Source organism: Micromonospora sp. AP08 (assembly GCF_008085935.1).
Lineage (GTDB): Bacteria > Actinomycetota > Actinomycetes > Mycobacteriales > Micromonosporaceae > Micromonospora > Micromonospora chersina.
Genome location: NZ_VSEZ01000016.1, coordinates 1 through 15,529, shown reverse-complemented (window position 1 = coordinate 15,529; position 15,529 = coordinate 1). Strand labels below are relative to the sequence as shown.

The following is a 15,529-nucleotide window of genomic DNA, read 5'->3' as shown; positions in this document are numbered from 1 at the left end:
CAGAATGGCCGGCATCGGTGTCGCGACCCCGGCGGCGGTGCAGGGCCGCACGGGATGAAACGTCGACTCTTCACGGAAGGGGCGACGGCATGCACCCGATGCTGCGTCGGCTCGACGACCTGGCCGCCCATCTCGCCACCCGGCCGGACACCGTGGCGCTGCTCGGCCTCGGCTCCGCCGGGGCCGACCGGGACCGGCTCGACGACCACTCCGACCTGGACTTCTTCCTCGTCGTCTCCGACGGCGCGGTGGCCCACTACGTCGACTCGATCGACTGGCTGGCCGCGCCGTGCCCGGTGGCGTACAGCTTCGCGAACGAGCGCAACGGCCGCAAGGCGCGCTACGCCGACGGGATCTTCGTCGAGTACGCGGTCTTCACCGTGGCCGAGCTGGCCCGGCTGCCGTTCACCGGCGCCCGGGTGGTGTGGCAGCGCCCCGACGCGCCGGCCGGGCTGGCCGGAAGCGGTGCGGCGCCGCGCCCCGCCACGCCGTACGACACGGTCGAGTTCCACCTCAACGAGGCGCTCACCAACCTCTACGTCGGCCTGCACCGGGAGCTGCGCGGGGAACGGCTGACCGCGGTGCGCTTCATCCAGTCGTACGCGGTGGACCGGGTGCTCGCCCTCCTGCGGCTCAGCGAGCCGTCGGCGGCGCACCGGCGGGACCCGTTCGACCCGAGCCGCCGGGTCGAGCAGGCGTACCCGCCGGAGGTGCTGCCGCTGGCCGCCATGGTGCCCGGCTACCGGCACAACCGCGAGGCCGCCCGGGCCACGCTCGACTGGCTGGCGGCCCGGTTCCCGCTCGATCCGGCCATCGCCGACCCGATCCGGGCCCTGCTCGCGACGTAGCCGGCTCAGCCGAGCAGGTCGGCGAAGTGGTCGGTGGCCCGGAGCAGTTCCCGGGCGATGCCCGGCTCGGCGGCCGAGTGGCCGGCGTCGGGCACGATCCGCAGCTCGGCCTCGGGCCAGCGCCGGGCCAGGTCGTAGGCGGACACCGGCGGGCAGCACAGGTCGTAGCGGCCGTTGATGATCACGGCGGGCAGGTGGCGGATCCGGTCCACGCCGTCGAGCAGTTGCGACTCGGCGAGGAAGCCGCCGTGCACGGCGTAGTGGGACAGGATCCGGGCGATCGGCAGCGCCTGCTCCTCGGCGGTGAAGTGCGCGAGCACCCCGGGGTCGGGGCGCAGCGAGGAGTTGACCGCCTCCCAGCGCCCCCAGGCGACCGCGCAGGCCCGCGCCTGCGCCTCGTCGGGCCCGTGCAGCCGCCGGTGGTACGCCGCCAGCACGTCGTCCCGCTCCGCGACGGGGATCGGCGCCACGAAGCGGTCCCACTCGTCCGGCTGGAGGTGGCGCAGGCCGCCCTGGTAGAACCAGTTCCGCTCGCTGCGGCGCAGCAGCAGCACCCCGCGCAGGACCAGCCCGGTGACCCGGTCCGGGTGGGCCTGGGCGTACGCCAGGCCGAGCGTGACCCCCCACGACCCGCCGAACACCAGCCAGGAGTCGATTCCGAGCCGCTCCCGGATCGTCTCCAGGTCGCCCACGAGGTGCCCGGTGGTGTTGGCGCGCAGCTCACCGAACGGGGTGCTGCGCCCCGCGCCGCGCTGGTCGAACAGCACGGCGCGGTAGCGTCGCGGGTCGAAGAACCGCCGCGCCGCCGGCACCAGGCCGCCGCCGGGCCCGCCGTGCAGGAAGACCACGGGTACGCCGTCCGGCGTGCCCACCTCCTCCACGTAGAGCTGGTGGCCGTCGCCGACGGCGATCCGGTGGGTGGCGTACGGCTCGACGGGCGGGTAGAGGCGTGGCTCGCTCATGCCGGACCATCCTGCCCGCCCGGCGCGGGTGGTGCGGGGACGGTCAGCAGGCGATGCTGCTGCCGAGGTTGTCCAGGAGGGCGTCGGCGACCCAGCCGGACACCCCGGTGGTGGTGTCCTTCAGGTAGGTCCAGGTGTAGGTGGTGTGCCCGTTCGCGCTGACCCGGTCGCCGCTGGCGAAGCAGTGGAAGTCGACGCTGTGGCTGAGCTGGCCGTAGCCGAGCGAGCCGCAGCTGGTGTGCGGGCCGGTGCGGATGTTGACGTTGCTGGCGTTGAAGAGCGTGCCGAACTTGGTGTCGATGTTGGAGTGCGCGTGGCTGCACGTCGCGCTCGCCGGAGCGGCGGCGGCCACCACCGCGACACCGGTGCAGCCGACCGTCAGCGCGACCGCCGCCGCCACCGAGGAGAACTTCCGCATGTCGATCAACCCCCGAACGTGAGTACTCCAACACGTAAAGTGATCCGAATATTTACATCTTTCACGGTGCGAGGCAAGGGTGCGTTCTCAGCGGTCCAGCAGCGCGCGCAGCTCCTTCACCACCTCGGCCGGCGCCTCCTCGGCCATGAAGTGGCCGTACGACACCGGCACGTGTCGCAGGTCCGGCGCCCAGGCCCGCCAGCGCGCCGCCGCGTCGAAACCGAGCGCGGCGCCCCAGTCCTGCTGGAGCACGGTGACCGGCATCCGCAGCACCCGGCCCGCGGCCCGGTCCGCCTCGTCGTGCGCGAGGTCGACGCCCGCCGACGCCCGGTAGTCCGCCACGATCGAGGGCACCGCCGCGCGGCAGGCCCGGAGGTACGCGGCCCGCACGTCGGCGGGGATCGCCTCCGGGTCGCCGGCCCACAGGTCGAGGAAGTGCCCGAAGAACTCGTCCGGGGCGGCGCCGATCAGCCGCTCGGGCAGGCCCGGCGGCTGGGCCATCAGGTAGAGGTGGAAGCCGACGGCGGCCGTGACGCCGTGCATCACCTCCCACGTGTCGAGGGTGGGCAGCACGTCCAGCGCGGCCAGGTGGGTGACCGTCTCCGGGTGGTCCAGGCCGGCCCGGATCGCCACCAGGGCGCCCCGGTCGTGCCCCACCAGGGCGAACCGCTCGTGCCCCAGCGCCCGGGCCAGCGCCACCACGTCGGCGGCCATGGTCCGCTTGGCGTACGCCGTGCCGTCGGTGTCGGCGGGCTTGTCACTGTCGCCGTAGCCGCGCAGGTCGGGGCAGATGACCGTGTGGTCGGCGGCCAGGTCGGCGGCGACGTGCCGCCACATGAGGTGGGTCTGCGGGAAGCCGTGCAGCAGCACGACCGGGCTGCCGCTGCCGCCCACCGCGGCGTGCAGGGCGACGCCGTCGGCGACGGTGACGCGGTGCTGCGCGAATCCGTTGATCATGAGAGGTCCTCTCCGGGTGCGATCGGGTACCCGTCGAGCCTGCCCGGGGCCGGTCAGTGGCCGGTCAGCAACTGATGAGTGCCCTGGCCCGGCCGCCGGTACGGGCGCACCGGGCTGCCTAGAGTGGGCGGGGTGACCAGCCCGCCGCGCGTACCCGGAACGACCTTCGGGGTGCTCGGGCCGCTCGTGGCGGCCGGCGAGCGCGGGCCGGTGGCGCTGAAGGGCGCCCGGCAGCGCGCGGTGCTGGCCCGCCTGCTGGTCGCCCGGGGCCGGGTGGTGCCGGTCGACCGGCTCGTCGACGACCTGTGGGGGGAGCGGCCCGAGGGCGCGGTCGGCGCGGTCCGGACCTTCGTGGCCGACCTCCGTCGGGCCCTGGAGCCCGACCGGCCGCCACGGCAGCCGGCCCGCCTGCTGGTCACGGCCCCACCCGGGTACGCGCTCGCGGCCGCCCCCGAGGCGGTCGACGCGGGCCGGTTCGACGCGGCCGTCGCGGCGGCGGGAGAACTGCTCGCGGCCGGGCGGGCCGGCCCGGCGCTGGCCGCGCTGGACGACGCGCTCGCCCTCTGGCGCGGCCCCGCCTACGCGGAGTTCGCGGGCGAGCCCTGGGCGCGGGCGGAGATCGACCGGCTGGACGAGCTGCGGATGCTCGCCGTCGAGCGGCGCGCCGAGGCGCTGCTGGCCCTGGGCCGGGCCGCCGAGGCCGCGAGCGACCTGCGCGCCCAGGCCGCCGCCCACCCGCTGCGGGAGGAGACCTGGCGGCTGCTCGCGGTCGCCCTCTACCAGGCCGGCCGGCAGGGCGACGCGCTCGCCGCGCTGCGGGACGCCCGAGCGGTGCTGGTCCGGGAACTGGGGGTGGACCCGGGCCCCCGCCTGCGCCGGCTGGAGGCCGACATCCTGGCCCAGGCCCCGCACCTCGACCCGACGCCGCCCGCCCCGGTCCCGCCGCCCGCTCGGCTCTCGGTGGCCGCCGGGGGAGCGGCGGAGGAGCGGCGGCCCTTCGTGGGGCGTGTGGCCGAGCTGGCGAGCCTGACGGGGCTCGCCGGGGAGGTGGCGCGGCGCGGCCGGCCCGCCCTCGCGCTGGTCTCCGGCGACGCCGGCGCGGGGAAGACCGTGTTCGTCGAGGCGCTGGCCGACCCGCTCGCCGCCGCCGGCTGGACCTGCGCCGTCGGGCGGGTCCCCGAGTACGAGGGCGCCCCGGCCGCCTGGCCGTGGACCCAGCTCGCCGCCGCCCTGCCCGACGAGACGGCACCGGCGGAACCGGCCGAGCCGGAGCAGGACGTGCCGGGCGGCGACGAGCCTGCCGTGGCCCGGTACCGCCTGCACCGGATCGCGGGCGACCGGCTCCGCGCGGCGGCGCGGCGCGGCCCGGTGCTGCTCGTCCTCGACGACCTGCACCGCGCCGACGAGGACACCCTCGACCTGCTGACCGCGCTGTTCACCGGGCCGGAGCCGGTGACCGGGCCGGTGCTGGTGGTCGGCACGTACCGGGCCACCGGGATCACGCCGGCGCTGACCGGGGCCCTGGCCCGCCTCGCCCGCACCGAACCGGTCCGGGTCTACCTGGGCGGGCTCGCCGAGGCGGAGACCGCCGACCTGGTCCGGGCGGTCGCCGGGCCCGCGGACGAAGACACCGTGCGGGTGCTGCACCGGCGCAGCGGCGGCAACCCGTTCTTCGCCCGGGAACTGGCCCGGCTGCTCGCCGCCGAGGGCGCCGCCGCGCTGGACACCGTCCCGGCCGGCGTGCGGGACGTCATCCGGCACCGCCTGGCGCAGCTGCCCGGGCCGACCCGGACGGTGCTGCGGCAGGCCGCGGTGCTCGGCCGTGACCTCGACGCGGACGTGCTGGCCGCGCTGGCCGGCGAGGAGGCCATGCTGGACGCCGTGGACCGGGCCGCGCAGGCCGGCTTCCTCACCCCCGACGGCACCCGGTTCGGCCACATCCTGGTCCGCGACACCCTCTACACCGACCTGTCCGCCCCGCGCCGGGCCCGCTGGCACGCCGCCGTCGGGGCGGCGCTCGAACGGCTCCGGCCGGACGACGTCACCGCCCTCGCCCACCACTTCGGACAGGCCCCCGGTCCGGATGCCGCGACCCGCGCCGCCCGGTACGCCGCTGCCGCCGCCGAACGGGCCGAGCGGCACAGCCACCCGCACGAGGCGGCCCGGCTCTGGCAGCAGGCCGTCGCCGCCCACGACCGGGCCGGCGGGACAGACGTACGCGGAAGGCTGGCGGCGATCATCGGCTGGGGTCGCGGCCTCGCGATCACCGGCCACCTCGACCGGACCCGGGGGCTGCGGGCCGAGGCGGTCGCCACCGTCGAACGGCTCGCCGACCCCGGGCTCACCGCGGACGTGCTGGCCGCGTTCGACGTGCCGGCCGTCTGGGCCCGCAACGACGACGAGGAGCTGTCCCGGCGCATCGTCGCCGCCGCCGAGGCCGCCCTCGCCGCGCTCCCCACCGACCAGACGGCCCGCCGCTGCCGCCTGCTCTGCACCCTCGCCCTGGAGTTGCGCGGCGAGACCGGCGACCGGGGCCGGCGGGCGGCCGCCGAGGCGGAGGGGATCGCCCGCCGGCTCGGTGACCCGGCGCTGCTGGCCTTCGCGCTCAACGCTCGCTTCATGCACTCCTTCGACCGGGCCGGCCGGGCACCGGACCGCGCCCGCATCGGCGCCGAACTGGTCGACCTGGCCGCCCGGCACGGGCTGGTCACCTTCGAGGTGCTCGGGCACCTCATCGCGCTCCAGGCGCAGTGCGCCCGCGCCGACCTGGCCGCCGCCGACGCCCACGCGGCTGCCGCCGACCGCCTCGCCACCCGCTACGAACTGCCCCTGGTCGGCGTCTTCACCGCCTGGTACGCCGCCCTCCGGCTCGCCGTCACGGGCCAGCGCGCCGAAGCCGAGGCGGCGTACCGCGCGGCGGCCGTCCGGCTCGACGCCGGCCAGATGCCCGGCATGGCGGGCGGGCTGCTGCCGTTCGCCCTGCTCTGCCTGCGACTGTCCACCGGCGACGACCCCGCTCCGGCGCTGGTGGACGCCACCGCCACCGGCCCGTACGCGCCGTGGGTCCGGCCGCTGGCGCTGCTCGCCGCGGGACGGCGGGACGAGGCGGCCGCCGCGCTCCGCTGCCTGCCGGAGTCGCCGCACGACCAGCTGCGCGAGGCTCGGCTCTGCGTCGCGGCCCGGGCCGCCCTCGTCCTCGAGGACCGGCCCACCATGGCGCGGCTGCACGCCGCGTTGCGCCCCGCCGCCGACGAGCTGGCCGGCGCGGGCAGCGGCGTGCTCACGGCGGGCCCGGTGGCCGGCTACCTCGCCGACCTGGCCGCCGCCCTCGCCGCCCGCTGACCGCACCCGCGCGTGCCGCCGGCTCCACGGCCGACGCGGGTCCGCCGGGCTGCTGGGAGTCAGGCGTTGGCGGGCACGCCGCCGTCCGGACCGGCCGCCGGCTCCCCGATGGTCTCCGCGTCGGGGGCGGGGCGCTGCGCCGGGGTGCGTACCGCGAACGCGTCGAAGCTCGGCCGGTCCAGGGAGGCCCGCTCCAGGAACGGCTCGGCGCGAGGCCGCTCCCCGTCGGCCGGCTCGGCGGGCTCCGGATCGGCCAGCGCGGCCGGGTCGACAAGCGCGGCCGGGGCCGGCACCACCACCGGGGCGGGCACCGCGGCCGGTGCGGGCACGACCGCCGGGACGGCCTCCGCGGGCGCGGCGATCGGACGCGGCGCCACCTGCGGGTACTCGGCCGTCTCCACGCCGCCCGCGGCGGCCGCCATGACCGCCGCGGCGGCCAGGTCGGCGACCCGCTTGGCCTCCCGCTGCACCCGGGCCCGGGTCTCCTTGGCGTGCTGCTCGGCGAGGTCCGCCGCCCGGCGCGCCTCGTCCAGCCGCTTGGTCTCGGCGGCGAGATCCCGGCGCACCTCGACCAGTTGCTCCTCCAGCGCGGCACCCTGCTGCTCGATCGTGCCGATCTCCCGGCGGGTGCGCTCCAGCTGCTCGTCGACCGTCGCCAGCTCGGTCAGGAGCTGGGTGAGGGCCTCCTGCCGCTGCTGGATCTCCTGCTGCACCGTGGCGAGCTGCTCCTGGTGCGCCGTCGTCTCCTCGTCGGCGCGCTCGCGGACCTCGGTGGCGTACTGCTGGGCCTCGGCGACCAGGGCGGCGATGTCCCGCTCGGCGGCGCTGGCCCGGTCGGCCAGTTCCTGCTCGGCGGCGGCCCGCCGCTCGTCCAGCTCGCGGGCCATGGTGGCCTGCCACTGGGCCAGCTCCTGCTGGGCCTTGCTCCGGTTGGCCTGCACCTCCTGCTGGATCTGCGTGCGCGCCGCCTTCACCAGCGCCTCCGACGCGGAGCGCGCCTGCTCGACCTGCTGGGCGCTCTGCTCGGCGATCCGCTTCGCCTCCTGCTGGGCCCGGTCGTGGGCGGCCTGCCCCTCGGTGCGCAGCTTCTCCGTCAGCTCTCGGATCGCGGTCAGCTCCGCCTGCGCGGCGGTCCGCCGCTCCTCGTCCGCCTTCTCCTGCTCGGCCCGGCGGGTGGCCAGCTCCTCGGCCAGCTCGTGCCGCTCCCGCTCCGCCTCCTCGCGCGCGGTGGCCAGCACCTTCTCCGCCTGCGCCTGGAGGTCGGCGGCGCGCTTGGTGGCCGCCTCGGTGATCTGCCCGGCCTGCTTCTCGGCCAGGTCGAGGATCTGGTCGACCATCGGGCCGAGGTCGCGGAAGGACGCCCGGTCCACCTGAGTCGGGCGCTGGCGCAGCTCGGCGGCCTCGGTCTGCGCCCGCTGCGCCTGCGCGGTCAGCTCCCGGACCTGCGCGTACGCCCGGTCCCGGTCGGCCGTCACGGCGGTCAGCTCGCCGTCCATCTGCTCGACGTACCGGTCCACCTGGCGTTTGTCGTAGCCCCGCAGCGCCGGGTCGAACCTCGGTCGCGCGGACACGTCGTCGTGGGGTGCGAACGGTTCCTCGCCGTTGGACATGCGCCATCCTCCGTCGGTTCGCCAGCGCCAGGCCGGCGGATGACCGCCCCGCAGGGCATGATGAGGCGCAACGGTACCGCCGTCGGCCCGCGGCTTCCGCCCCGCCCCGCCTCAGACCGGGAAGTGCGGGTTCCCGGCGGTCAGCCGGATGGTGAAGCCGTCGGCCTCCCGGTGCAGCGCCACGTGGTCGCAGGACTGGTGGCTGATCCACAGGCCCAGGCCACCGGCGGCGCCGTTGCCCGCGGGCAGCAGCCCGGCGTACGGGTCGGTGGGGCCGGTGCCGCCGTCGCGCACGGTCACCACCATCCGGTCCGCGGCGCTCCACAGCCGCACCCGCACGGGCGGCACCCCGTGCCGCAGCGCGTTGCTCACCACCTCGCTGACCGACACGACCAGGTCGTCGACACCGTCGGCGGGAAGCTGGCCGCGGTGGGCGGCGCGTACCGCGTCCCGGGCCTCGGCGGGGGTCGGGTCGGTCAGCTCGACCGTCGGCGCCGTCCGCTGCACCGGGTCGGGCAGCATCAGCCGCTGCTCGGCCAGATAGGTCGGCGGGTCGGTGTAGTCGTCGGTCGGCACGTGGCTGCCGTCCGGCAGCGCCACCCGGGGATGGGTCCGCGTCACCTCCGCCAGCACCCGCGCCGACGTGTTCCGCGTGTCGTACGCGCACATGCTCCACAGCGGGAAGTCGTCGTACGCGTGGTTGATGGCCGACTCGTAGCGGGCCCACCAGTCGAAGGTGGCGCCCAGCACGGGCGGCGGCAGCTCGCCGACGATCCGGATCTGCCGGGCGCCGTCGGCCACGTACGAGGCGAGCAGCTTCCGGTAGGAGCGGATCGCCGAGGTGGGGCGGGCGTAGACGTCGCCGCCGGGCAGGAAGGTGACCTCGGTGCCGGCGGGCAGGGCGCGGCGGACCAGCTCCGCGTTGCGCCCGCCGAGACCCACCACGGTCGGCTCGCCGGCCTCGACGCCGCCGAGCAGGAACGGCAGCACCACGGCCAGCAGGTGCTCGTCGGAGTCGTAGAGGATCGCCTCGTGGTAGTAGCCCACGTGACCGGCGGCGGCGCCCGTCCTCACCGGACCACCTCCACCCGCACCTCGTGGAGGTCCAACAGCTCGACCAGCCGGGCCGGGGCGGAGCGCGAGGTGCGCAGCACGACGGTGGCGTCGTGCCGGCGGGCGTGGTCACCCAGGAGCAGCAGGCTGCGGTGGTCGACGAAACGCAGCCCCGTCGCGTCGAGCACGAGCCGGCCGTCCACCGGTCGCGGGTCGGCCCGGTCCAGCGCGGCGGCGAACAGCCGGTGGTTGGACGGGTCCAGTTCCCCGGCGAGCTCTACGACCGCCTCGCCGCCACCGGCATGCAGCCGGAACAGCGCGTCGGTGTTGGTCTCGGGATGCATGCAGGCCAGCTCGGCGATCGCCGCCTCGCTGAGCTCCCGGCGGTCGTAGGCGCACACGGCCGACATGGGGTGGTGCCGCATCCAGCGGTCGATGAGGTGCTCGTACCGGGTGAAGGCGTCCCGCTGGGCGACGCTGCGTACCAGCGTGGTGGCCTCGGCGAACACCCGGAGGCCGGTGTAGCCGGCGGCCAGCGCCTCCGTGGTGGCCCTCGCGTACGCCCGGACCTGCCTCTCCGGGTCGACGACCTCGTCGTGGCGGTAGGCGTGCTCCACCGGGAGCAGCCGGAGCGCGCGCCGGCGCAGCGCGTCGTCGCGGCCGGGGAGGCGGTCCAGCCGGCGCGTCAGCGAGTCGGTGTCGCCGGGGGCGACCAGCCAGACCTGCTCACCGGCCGCCAGGCCGGCGGCCAGGTGGGCGACCGCCCGGGCATCCAGCGCCGCCGGGTCGTCGTAGGCGAGGCAGGCGTGACCGTACGCGGTCGACGATGCGCTGTCGCTGGTCACTCGGTCTGCCCCACCCGGCCAGTCTAGGCACACCCGTCGCGGACGGCCCTCGGGCGGCCACCCGGCCCGGCCGGGCCGGGTGGCCGCCGGGCCGGGGCGGCCGCCTCAGGCGAGCTGGAGGTTCCGCCAGGCGGTCGACTCCAGCGGCGGGTCGCCCAGCTCGAACTCGGCCCAGTTGTTCCAGTACGCGACCGCGTCCACGTCGTTCTGCTGGCGCAGCCACGTCACGTGGTCCCGGATCGCCTGGGCCCGACCCGCGCCGGTGGTGTCGGCCGTGGTGCGGCTCAGCCCGTACTCGGGCACCAGCAATCGGATCCCCGGGTACGCGGCACGCACCTTGCCGAACGCCACCCCGAACATCCGGGACGCCGGCCAGTAGGTGGCGGTGTCCCGGGAGTAGCAGTCCACGCCGTAGTGGGTCATGCCCGGGTACCCCCAGTCCGCCGGGTTGCCGCGCCCCTCGTCCAGCCAGTAGCGGGTGACGATCGGGCCGTGCCCCAGGACCCAGCGCCGGTTGCGGTGGGCGGCGACGATCTGCGCCACCCGGGTCGCGGTGGTCCGGTACGTGGCCGGTGTCACATCACCCATCGGCTCGTGGTACCAGGTCAGGTAGATCGGCCGGCCCAGCCCGTCCAGCCAGCCGGTCAACTGCTCGACGTCGTCCTTCCACGAGACGTGCATGACGGCCGACGGGGCGTCGACGAACTTGCCCGCGTTCAGCGGCGGCAGCTCCGGCAGGGCGTCCGCGTCGCCGCCGTCCGTGCCGAAGTCGCGCATGTAGCGGATGCCCGGGTACTCGGCCACCGCCCGCTGGGTCCGCGCCCCCTTCTCGGCGCTCATCCCCACCAGCAGCGGCACCGCCAGGCTGGTGGTGGCGGTGCCGGTCCGGCCGGCGCCGTCCCGGGCCGTCGCGGTCAGCGTGACCGTGCCCCGGCCGGCCAGCACGGTCACCGTGAAGCGGGTCGGGTCGGTGGGGTCCGGCGTGACGGTCACCCCGGGCGCGCTGCTGCCGAGCTGGACGGTCAGCGGCACGCTCAGGTCCACCCGGACCGGGCTGTCCCAGGCGGCGCCGGTGGGGTCGCTGACCCGGCCGGAGAGGGTCAGCAGCCGCGAGTCGGGATGGTAGGCGTCCACCCGGACGGTGGTGGACTGGCCGGGCAGCAGGACGGTCGGTTCGGCGGTGACGGACCGGATGACGGGTGCGGCCATGGGATGCCTCCTCGAGGCTGCTCGTGGCGCTCCGGCCGCACGTCCTCGGGTGGCCAGGACGGCCTTGACCTGCGCTTTTACCAGCTTGCGTCGGTCCGGCGGCAGCGCCATCACCGCCAGCACATGGCGAAAAACCCGGTCGGGACGCAGGTCAGCCGAGCGGGTGGGAGATGCCCCGGGCGTGGTCGGTGACGGCCGCGCCGACCACGGTGGCGGTCAGCGGCAGCACCTCCAGGCAGCGGCGCACCGCCGCGGCCATCAGCGCGTTCGGCACCCGCATGGAGAGCGTGCAGTGCGGCACCCAGCGGCCCGGCTGATAGTGCTCCACCAGGCCGATGCCGGCCCGGGCCAGCCGTTCGTGCACCGCGCCGTGGTGGGCCAGCAACTCCGGCGTGGGGGCCGGACCGAGCCAGAGCACCCGCCCCACGAACTGCCCGGCGTGCTGGAACTCCAGCCGCAGCGGCGCGGCCACCACCATCCCGGCGAGCGCCTCGGCGACCCGGTGCGGGTCGAGCCGCGGTGCGACCGCCAGCGAGACGTGCGGCCGGTGCCGCTGCTCCAGCAGCGACCGCATGCTCTGCACGCCCTCGGCCTCCAACGCGTCCCAGAGCACCCGGATCCGCCGGGTGGCGTCGGTGTCGAGATACAGCTCCAGCGCCGCGACCACGCGATCACCCTAAGGGGGTGAGGTTTGTCGCCCGGCCAGGGCGGTACTGCCCGGGTGGCACCGACGGCGGAGGAGTGTGGGACCGGTGGACGTGAACGACCTGCTGACCGACGCGTACGGCCGGCTGCCCGACCTGGTGGCCGGCGCGATCGAGGGGCTCAGCCCCGAACAGCTGTGGCAGGCCCCGGCCCCCGGGTCGAACCCGGTGGGCTGGCTGGTCTGGCACCTGACCCGGCTCCAGGACCACCACCTCAGCGACGTCATGGGGGAGGAGCAGCTCTGGGTCGGCGGCCCCTGGGCGGAGCGGTGCGGGCTGACCGCCGACCCGGACGACACGGGCTTCGGGCACGGCCCCGAGCAGGTCGCCCGCGTGCGGCCGGAGGACGGCGGGGTGCTGCTCGCCTACCACCGGGCGGTGGTCGACCGGACCCTGGCGTACGTGCGCGGGCTGGGCCCGGCCGACCTGGACCGGGTGGTCGACGAGAACTGGGACCCGCCGGTCACCCTGGGCGTACGGCTGGTGAGCGTGCTCGACGACGACCTCCAGCACGTCGGCCAGGCGGCGTACGTCCGCGGGCTCATCCAGCGCGGCTGACCGCGGCCCGGGCCCGATCCAGCTCGGCGCGGAGGCCGGACGGCCAGTCCGGCAGCCCGGTTCTCACCCGTACGAGGTGAGTTGGACTCACCCGGTGCGCGGGGACCCTGGCGTAGCGGGCGGGAGCCGCCCGGCGGTGAGCCGCGACGACGGACACGGGGAGGGACGGATGAGCGTCTCGGCCGCGGAGTACCTGGACCGGGAGGTCGCCGGCCGGCACCCCGACCTGTCTGAAACCACCGCCGGCACGCTGCGGATGGACGTGCGGGACGGGGCGCGGACCGAACACTGGTATCTCACCATCGACCACCAGGAGATCCGGGTGGACCGCCTGGCCGACGACGCCGACCTGGTGGTCCGCGCCGACCGGGAGGTGTTCGACCGGATCGTCGCCGGCCGGCTGCACCCGGTCGCGGGGCTGCTGCGCAACGACCTCACCGCGCAGGGCGACCTGCGGCTGCTGCTGTCGCTGCGCCGGCTCTTCCCAGGCCCGCCCGACGCCCGGCATCCCCGCGAGGTGGCCCGCGCCGGAGACCGGGTGGGGGCGCGATGAAGCAGGAACTGGTGAACGTCCTCGCCGGCAACGCGTTCGTGCTCAGCGACGCGCAGGGCGACATGGAGGTCGAGCCGTACGCCCCGATCGGCCTGTTCTCGTTCGACACCCGCTTCCTGTCCCACTGGGTGCTCACCGTTGACGGGGAGCGGCTACATTCCCTGTCCCGGGACGAGCTGGCCTACTTCGAGACCCGGTTCGTGCTGGTGCCCGGCGCCGCCAGCCACTACGTGGACGCCGACGTCTCGGTGATCCGGCACCGGTCCCTCGACGACAGCTTGAACGAGCGGATCACCGTGCTCAACCACTCCGCCGAGCCCGCCGAGTTCACCGTGCGGATGGAGATCGGCAGCGACTTCGCCGACACGGCCGAGATCCTCCGTCCCGCGCCGCGCCGGCCGGTGGTCACCGCCGACCCGGCCCACCGGCAGCTGCGGATCTGCTACGAGCGGGGCCGGTTCACCCGGGAGACCCTCGTTTCCAGCACCGCGCCCGTCGAGGTCGATCAGCAGGGCATGACCTTCCGGATCCGGGTCGACCCGGACGGGCAGTGGCACACCGACCTGCACATCGCCATGATCATCCACGGCGCCGGGGGACGGGACCTGCGCTCCAGCCTGGAGTCCCACCGCCGGCACGTCCGTCAGGACATGCGGGAGGACCTGGCCCGCTGGTTCGACCACGCGCCGCAGCTCATCGCCGACCGGGAACCCCTGGTGTCGGCGTACCGGCAGGCGCTGACCGACCTGGCGTCGCTGCGCTACACGCCGCTGTCGTACAGCGAGCGGGTGCCGGTGGGTGGCCTGCCCTGGGCCATGGCGCTGTACGGCCGCGACGCCCTCGTCACCTGCCTGGCGACGCTGCCGTTCACCCCGGAGCTGACCCCGGCGACGCTGCACCTGCTCGCCCTTCTTCAAGGCGGGCGGCTCGACGACTACCACGACGAGGAGCCCGGGAAGATCCTCACCGAGCTGCGGTACGGCGAGCAGGCCGCCTTCGGCGAGCAGCCCACCGCGCCGTACTACGGGGCGGCCGACACCACGCCCCTGTTCGTGATCCTGCTCGACGAGTACGAGCGCTGGACCGGCGACGTGGGCCTGGTCCGGGAACTGCGCCACCCGGCCCGGATGGCGCTGGACTGGCTCGACGAGTACGGCGACTCCACCGGCGACGGCTACCTGCGCTACCAGCCGCGCAACACCGTCAACGGGCTGGCCAACCAGACCTGGCGCAACTCGCCAGGTGCCATCGTCGACCGGAACGCCGTCGAGCCGCCGTACCCCCGCGCGACCTGTGAGTTGCAGGGGTACGCGTACGACGCGAAGGTCCGGGGCGCCCGGCTGGCCCGGGAGATCTGGGGCGACCCCGGGTACGCCGACCGGCTGGAGGCCGAGGCCGCGCGGCTGCGCGAGCGGTTCAACCGGGACTTCTGGCTACCGGACCGGGGCTACTACGCGCTGGCACTCACGCCGGACGGGGAGCCGGTGGACGCGCTCACCTCCCACCTCGGGCACCTGCTGTGGAGCGGCATCGTCGAGCCGGAGCGGGCCGACGCGGTCGCCGCGCACCTGTCCGGCCCCGAACTCTTCACCGGCTGGGGGGTGCGCACGTACGCCACCGGGCAGCGGCCCTACAACCCGGTCGGCGCGCACCTCGGCGCGGTCTGGCCGTCCGACAACGCGATCGTCGCGGCGGGCCTGCGCCGCTACGGGTACGACGCCGAGGCGGCCCAGGTCGTGTCCGGCATCTTCGCCGTGGCGGAGACGCTCGGCGGTTCGGTGCCGGAGGTGATCGCCGGCTACCCGCGCGAGGTCACGAAGTACCCGGTCCAGCTGCCGGCGGCCGGCCGGCCGCAGTCGTGGGCCTCCGGCGGCCTGCTGATGCTGCTGGCCACCATGCTCGGGCTGCGCCCGTGCGGGGAGAACCTGCTGGTGAACCCGTGCGTCCCCGACGGGTACGGCCGGATCGAGCTGCTCGACGTGCCGGGGCGCTGGGGGCGCGCCGACTCCTACGGCCGCGACCGCACCACGGGCCGGCGGGTCCGGGTCGGCGGCGCGAGCGGTGAGCGGCGCATCACCGGGTGACCGACGCCCGTCCGGTCAGCGCGGTCCGGCCGCGCTCTGCTCCGGGGTGTCGGCGGGGGCGGCCGGGGCCGGCTCCGCCGGCACGGCGCGGGCCCGCCCGGCCAGTCCCCGGTCGACGCCGACGAGGAGGAGGCCGAGCAGCCAGAACGCGACGGCGAAGAAGAGCGCGCTGACCCCCACGCCGCCGTAGCCGAGCTGCCCCGCGTCGAGGAACGGGTACGGGTAGCGGTGCACGACCAGCCCCCGCACCAGGGCGAAACCGAGGTACGCCAGCGGGAACGCCAGCCACCAGGCGGCGTACCGCGGGCGCAGCCGGCCACGGCGGTCGAACAGCGCCCAGTCGGCGATCGCGAGCAGCGGCACCACGGTGTGCAGGAACTGGTTGC

The 15,529-nt window shown here is 75.8% G+C and carries 14 protein-coding genes; 5 read left to right on the top strand and 9 right to left on the bottom strand.

What is annotated here, in order from left to right:
- The first annotated feature begins 89 nt into the window (after positions 1-89).
- Positions 90-848, top strand: a complete 759-nt coding sequence (locus FXF50_RS23440; protein ID WP_148431028.1) for a hypothetical protein — start codon at positions 90-92, stop codon at positions 846-848.
- 5 nt (positions 849-853) lie between these two features.
- Here the strand turns inward: FXF50_RS23440 and pip are convergent, their stop codons facing one another.
- The 3 genes from pip to FXF50_RS23425 all read right to left on the bottom strand — a co-directional run bounded on the left by pip (position 854) and on the right by FXF50_RS23425 (position 3,185).
- The gene (gene pip / locus FXF50_RS23435; RefSeq protein WP_148431027.1) at positions 854-1,810 is read right to left on the bottom strand and encodes a prolyl aminopeptidase; all 957 of its coding nucleotides are present in this window, start codon (positions 1,808-1,810) and stop codon (positions 854-856) included.
- 43 nt (positions 1,811-1,853) lie between these two features.
- Complete coding sequence (locus FXF50_RS23430) at positions 1,854-2,228, bottom strand: SH3 domain-containing protein (RefSeq protein ID WP_148431026.1); 375 nt, start codon at positions 2,226-2,228, stop codon at positions 1,854-1,856.
- Positions 2,229-2,315: 87 nt separating this feature from the next.
- Positions 2,316-3,185, bottom strand: a complete 870-nt coding sequence (locus FXF50_RS23425; RefSeq protein WP_148431025.1) for an alpha/beta fold hydrolase — start codon at positions 3,183-3,185, stop codon at positions 2,316-2,318.
- A 132-nt stretch (positions 3,186-3,317) separates the two neighbouring features.
- Between FXF50_RS23425 and FXF50_RS23420 the strand changes: the two genes are divergently transcribed.
- Complete coding sequence (locus tag FXF50_RS23420; RefSeq protein ID WP_148431024.1) at positions 3,318-6,527, top strand: BTAD domain-containing putative transcriptional regulator; 3,210 nt, start codon at positions 3,318-3,320, stop codon at positions 6,525-6,527.
- A gap of 59 nt (positions 6,528-6,586) precedes the next feature.
- On the opposite strand, the gene FXF50_RS23415 is transcribed toward FXF50_RS23420, so the two are convergent.
- From FXF50_RS23415 to FXF50_RS23395, 5 genes are all read right to left on the bottom strand, one after another.
- The gene (locus FXF50_RS23415; protein ID WP_148431023.1) at positions 6,587-8,137 is read right to left on the bottom strand and encodes a hypothetical protein; all 1,551 of its coding nucleotides are present in this window, start codon (positions 8,135-8,137) and stop codon (positions 6,587-6,589) included.
- A gap of 111 nt (positions 8,138-8,248) precedes the next feature.
- The gene (locus tag FXF50_RS23410; RefSeq protein WP_148431022.1) at positions 8,249-9,211 is read right to left on the bottom strand and encodes a sensor histidine kinase; all 963 of its coding nucleotides are present in this window, start codon (positions 9,209-9,211) and stop codon (positions 8,249-8,251) included.
- Entirely contained in the window at positions 9,208-10,035 is an 828-nt protein-coding gene (locus FXF50_RS23405) for an MEDS domain-containing protein (protein WP_148431021.1), read from the bottom strand. The genes FXF50_RS23410 and FXF50_RS23405 overlap by 4 nt, the downstream gene beginning before the upstream one ends.
- Positions 10,036-10,140: 105 nt before the next feature.
- Entirely contained in the window at positions 10,141-11,244 is a 1,104-nt protein-coding gene (locus FXF50_RS23400; RefSeq protein WP_148431020.1) for a hypothetical protein, read from the bottom strand.
- A 151-nt stretch (positions 11,245-11,395) separates the two neighbouring features.
- Positions 11,396-11,911, bottom strand: coding sequence for a 2'-5' RNA ligase family protein (locus FXF50_RS23395; RefSeq protein ID WP_148431019.1), 516 nt, complete (start codon positions 11,909-11,911; stop codon positions 11,396-11,398).
- An 85-nt stretch (positions 11,912-11,996) separates the two neighbouring features.
- On the opposite strand from FXF50_RS23395, the gene FXF50_RS23390 reads away from it, so the two are divergent.
- From FXF50_RS23390 to FXF50_RS23380, 3 genes are all read left to right on the top strand, one after another.
- Positions 11,997-12,506, top strand: a complete 510-nt coding sequence (locus FXF50_RS23390; protein WP_148431018.1) for a DUF664 domain-containing protein — start codon at positions 11,997-11,999, stop codon at positions 12,504-12,506.
- A 169-nt stretch (positions 12,507-12,675) separates the two neighbouring features.
- On the top strand, positions 12,676-13,059 hold the full coding sequence (locus FXF50_RS23385) for an SCP2 sterol-binding domain-containing protein (RefSeq protein WP_148431017.1): 384 nt from the start codon (positions 12,676-12,678) through the stop codon (positions 13,057-13,059).
- Entirely contained in the window at positions 13,056-15,143 is a 2,088-nt protein-coding gene (locus tag FXF50_RS23380; protein WP_148431016.1) for a glycogen debranching N-terminal domain-containing protein, read from the top strand. The genes FXF50_RS23385 and FXF50_RS23380 overlap by 4 nt, the downstream gene beginning before the upstream one ends.
- A 15-nt stretch (positions 15,144-15,158) precedes the next feature.
- Here the strand turns inward: FXF50_RS23380 and FXF50_RS23375 are convergent.
- The coding region (locus tag FXF50_RS23375; protein WP_187399783.1) for a Pr6Pr family membrane protein at positions 15,159-15,529 on the bottom strand (371 nt) is incomplete at its 5' end.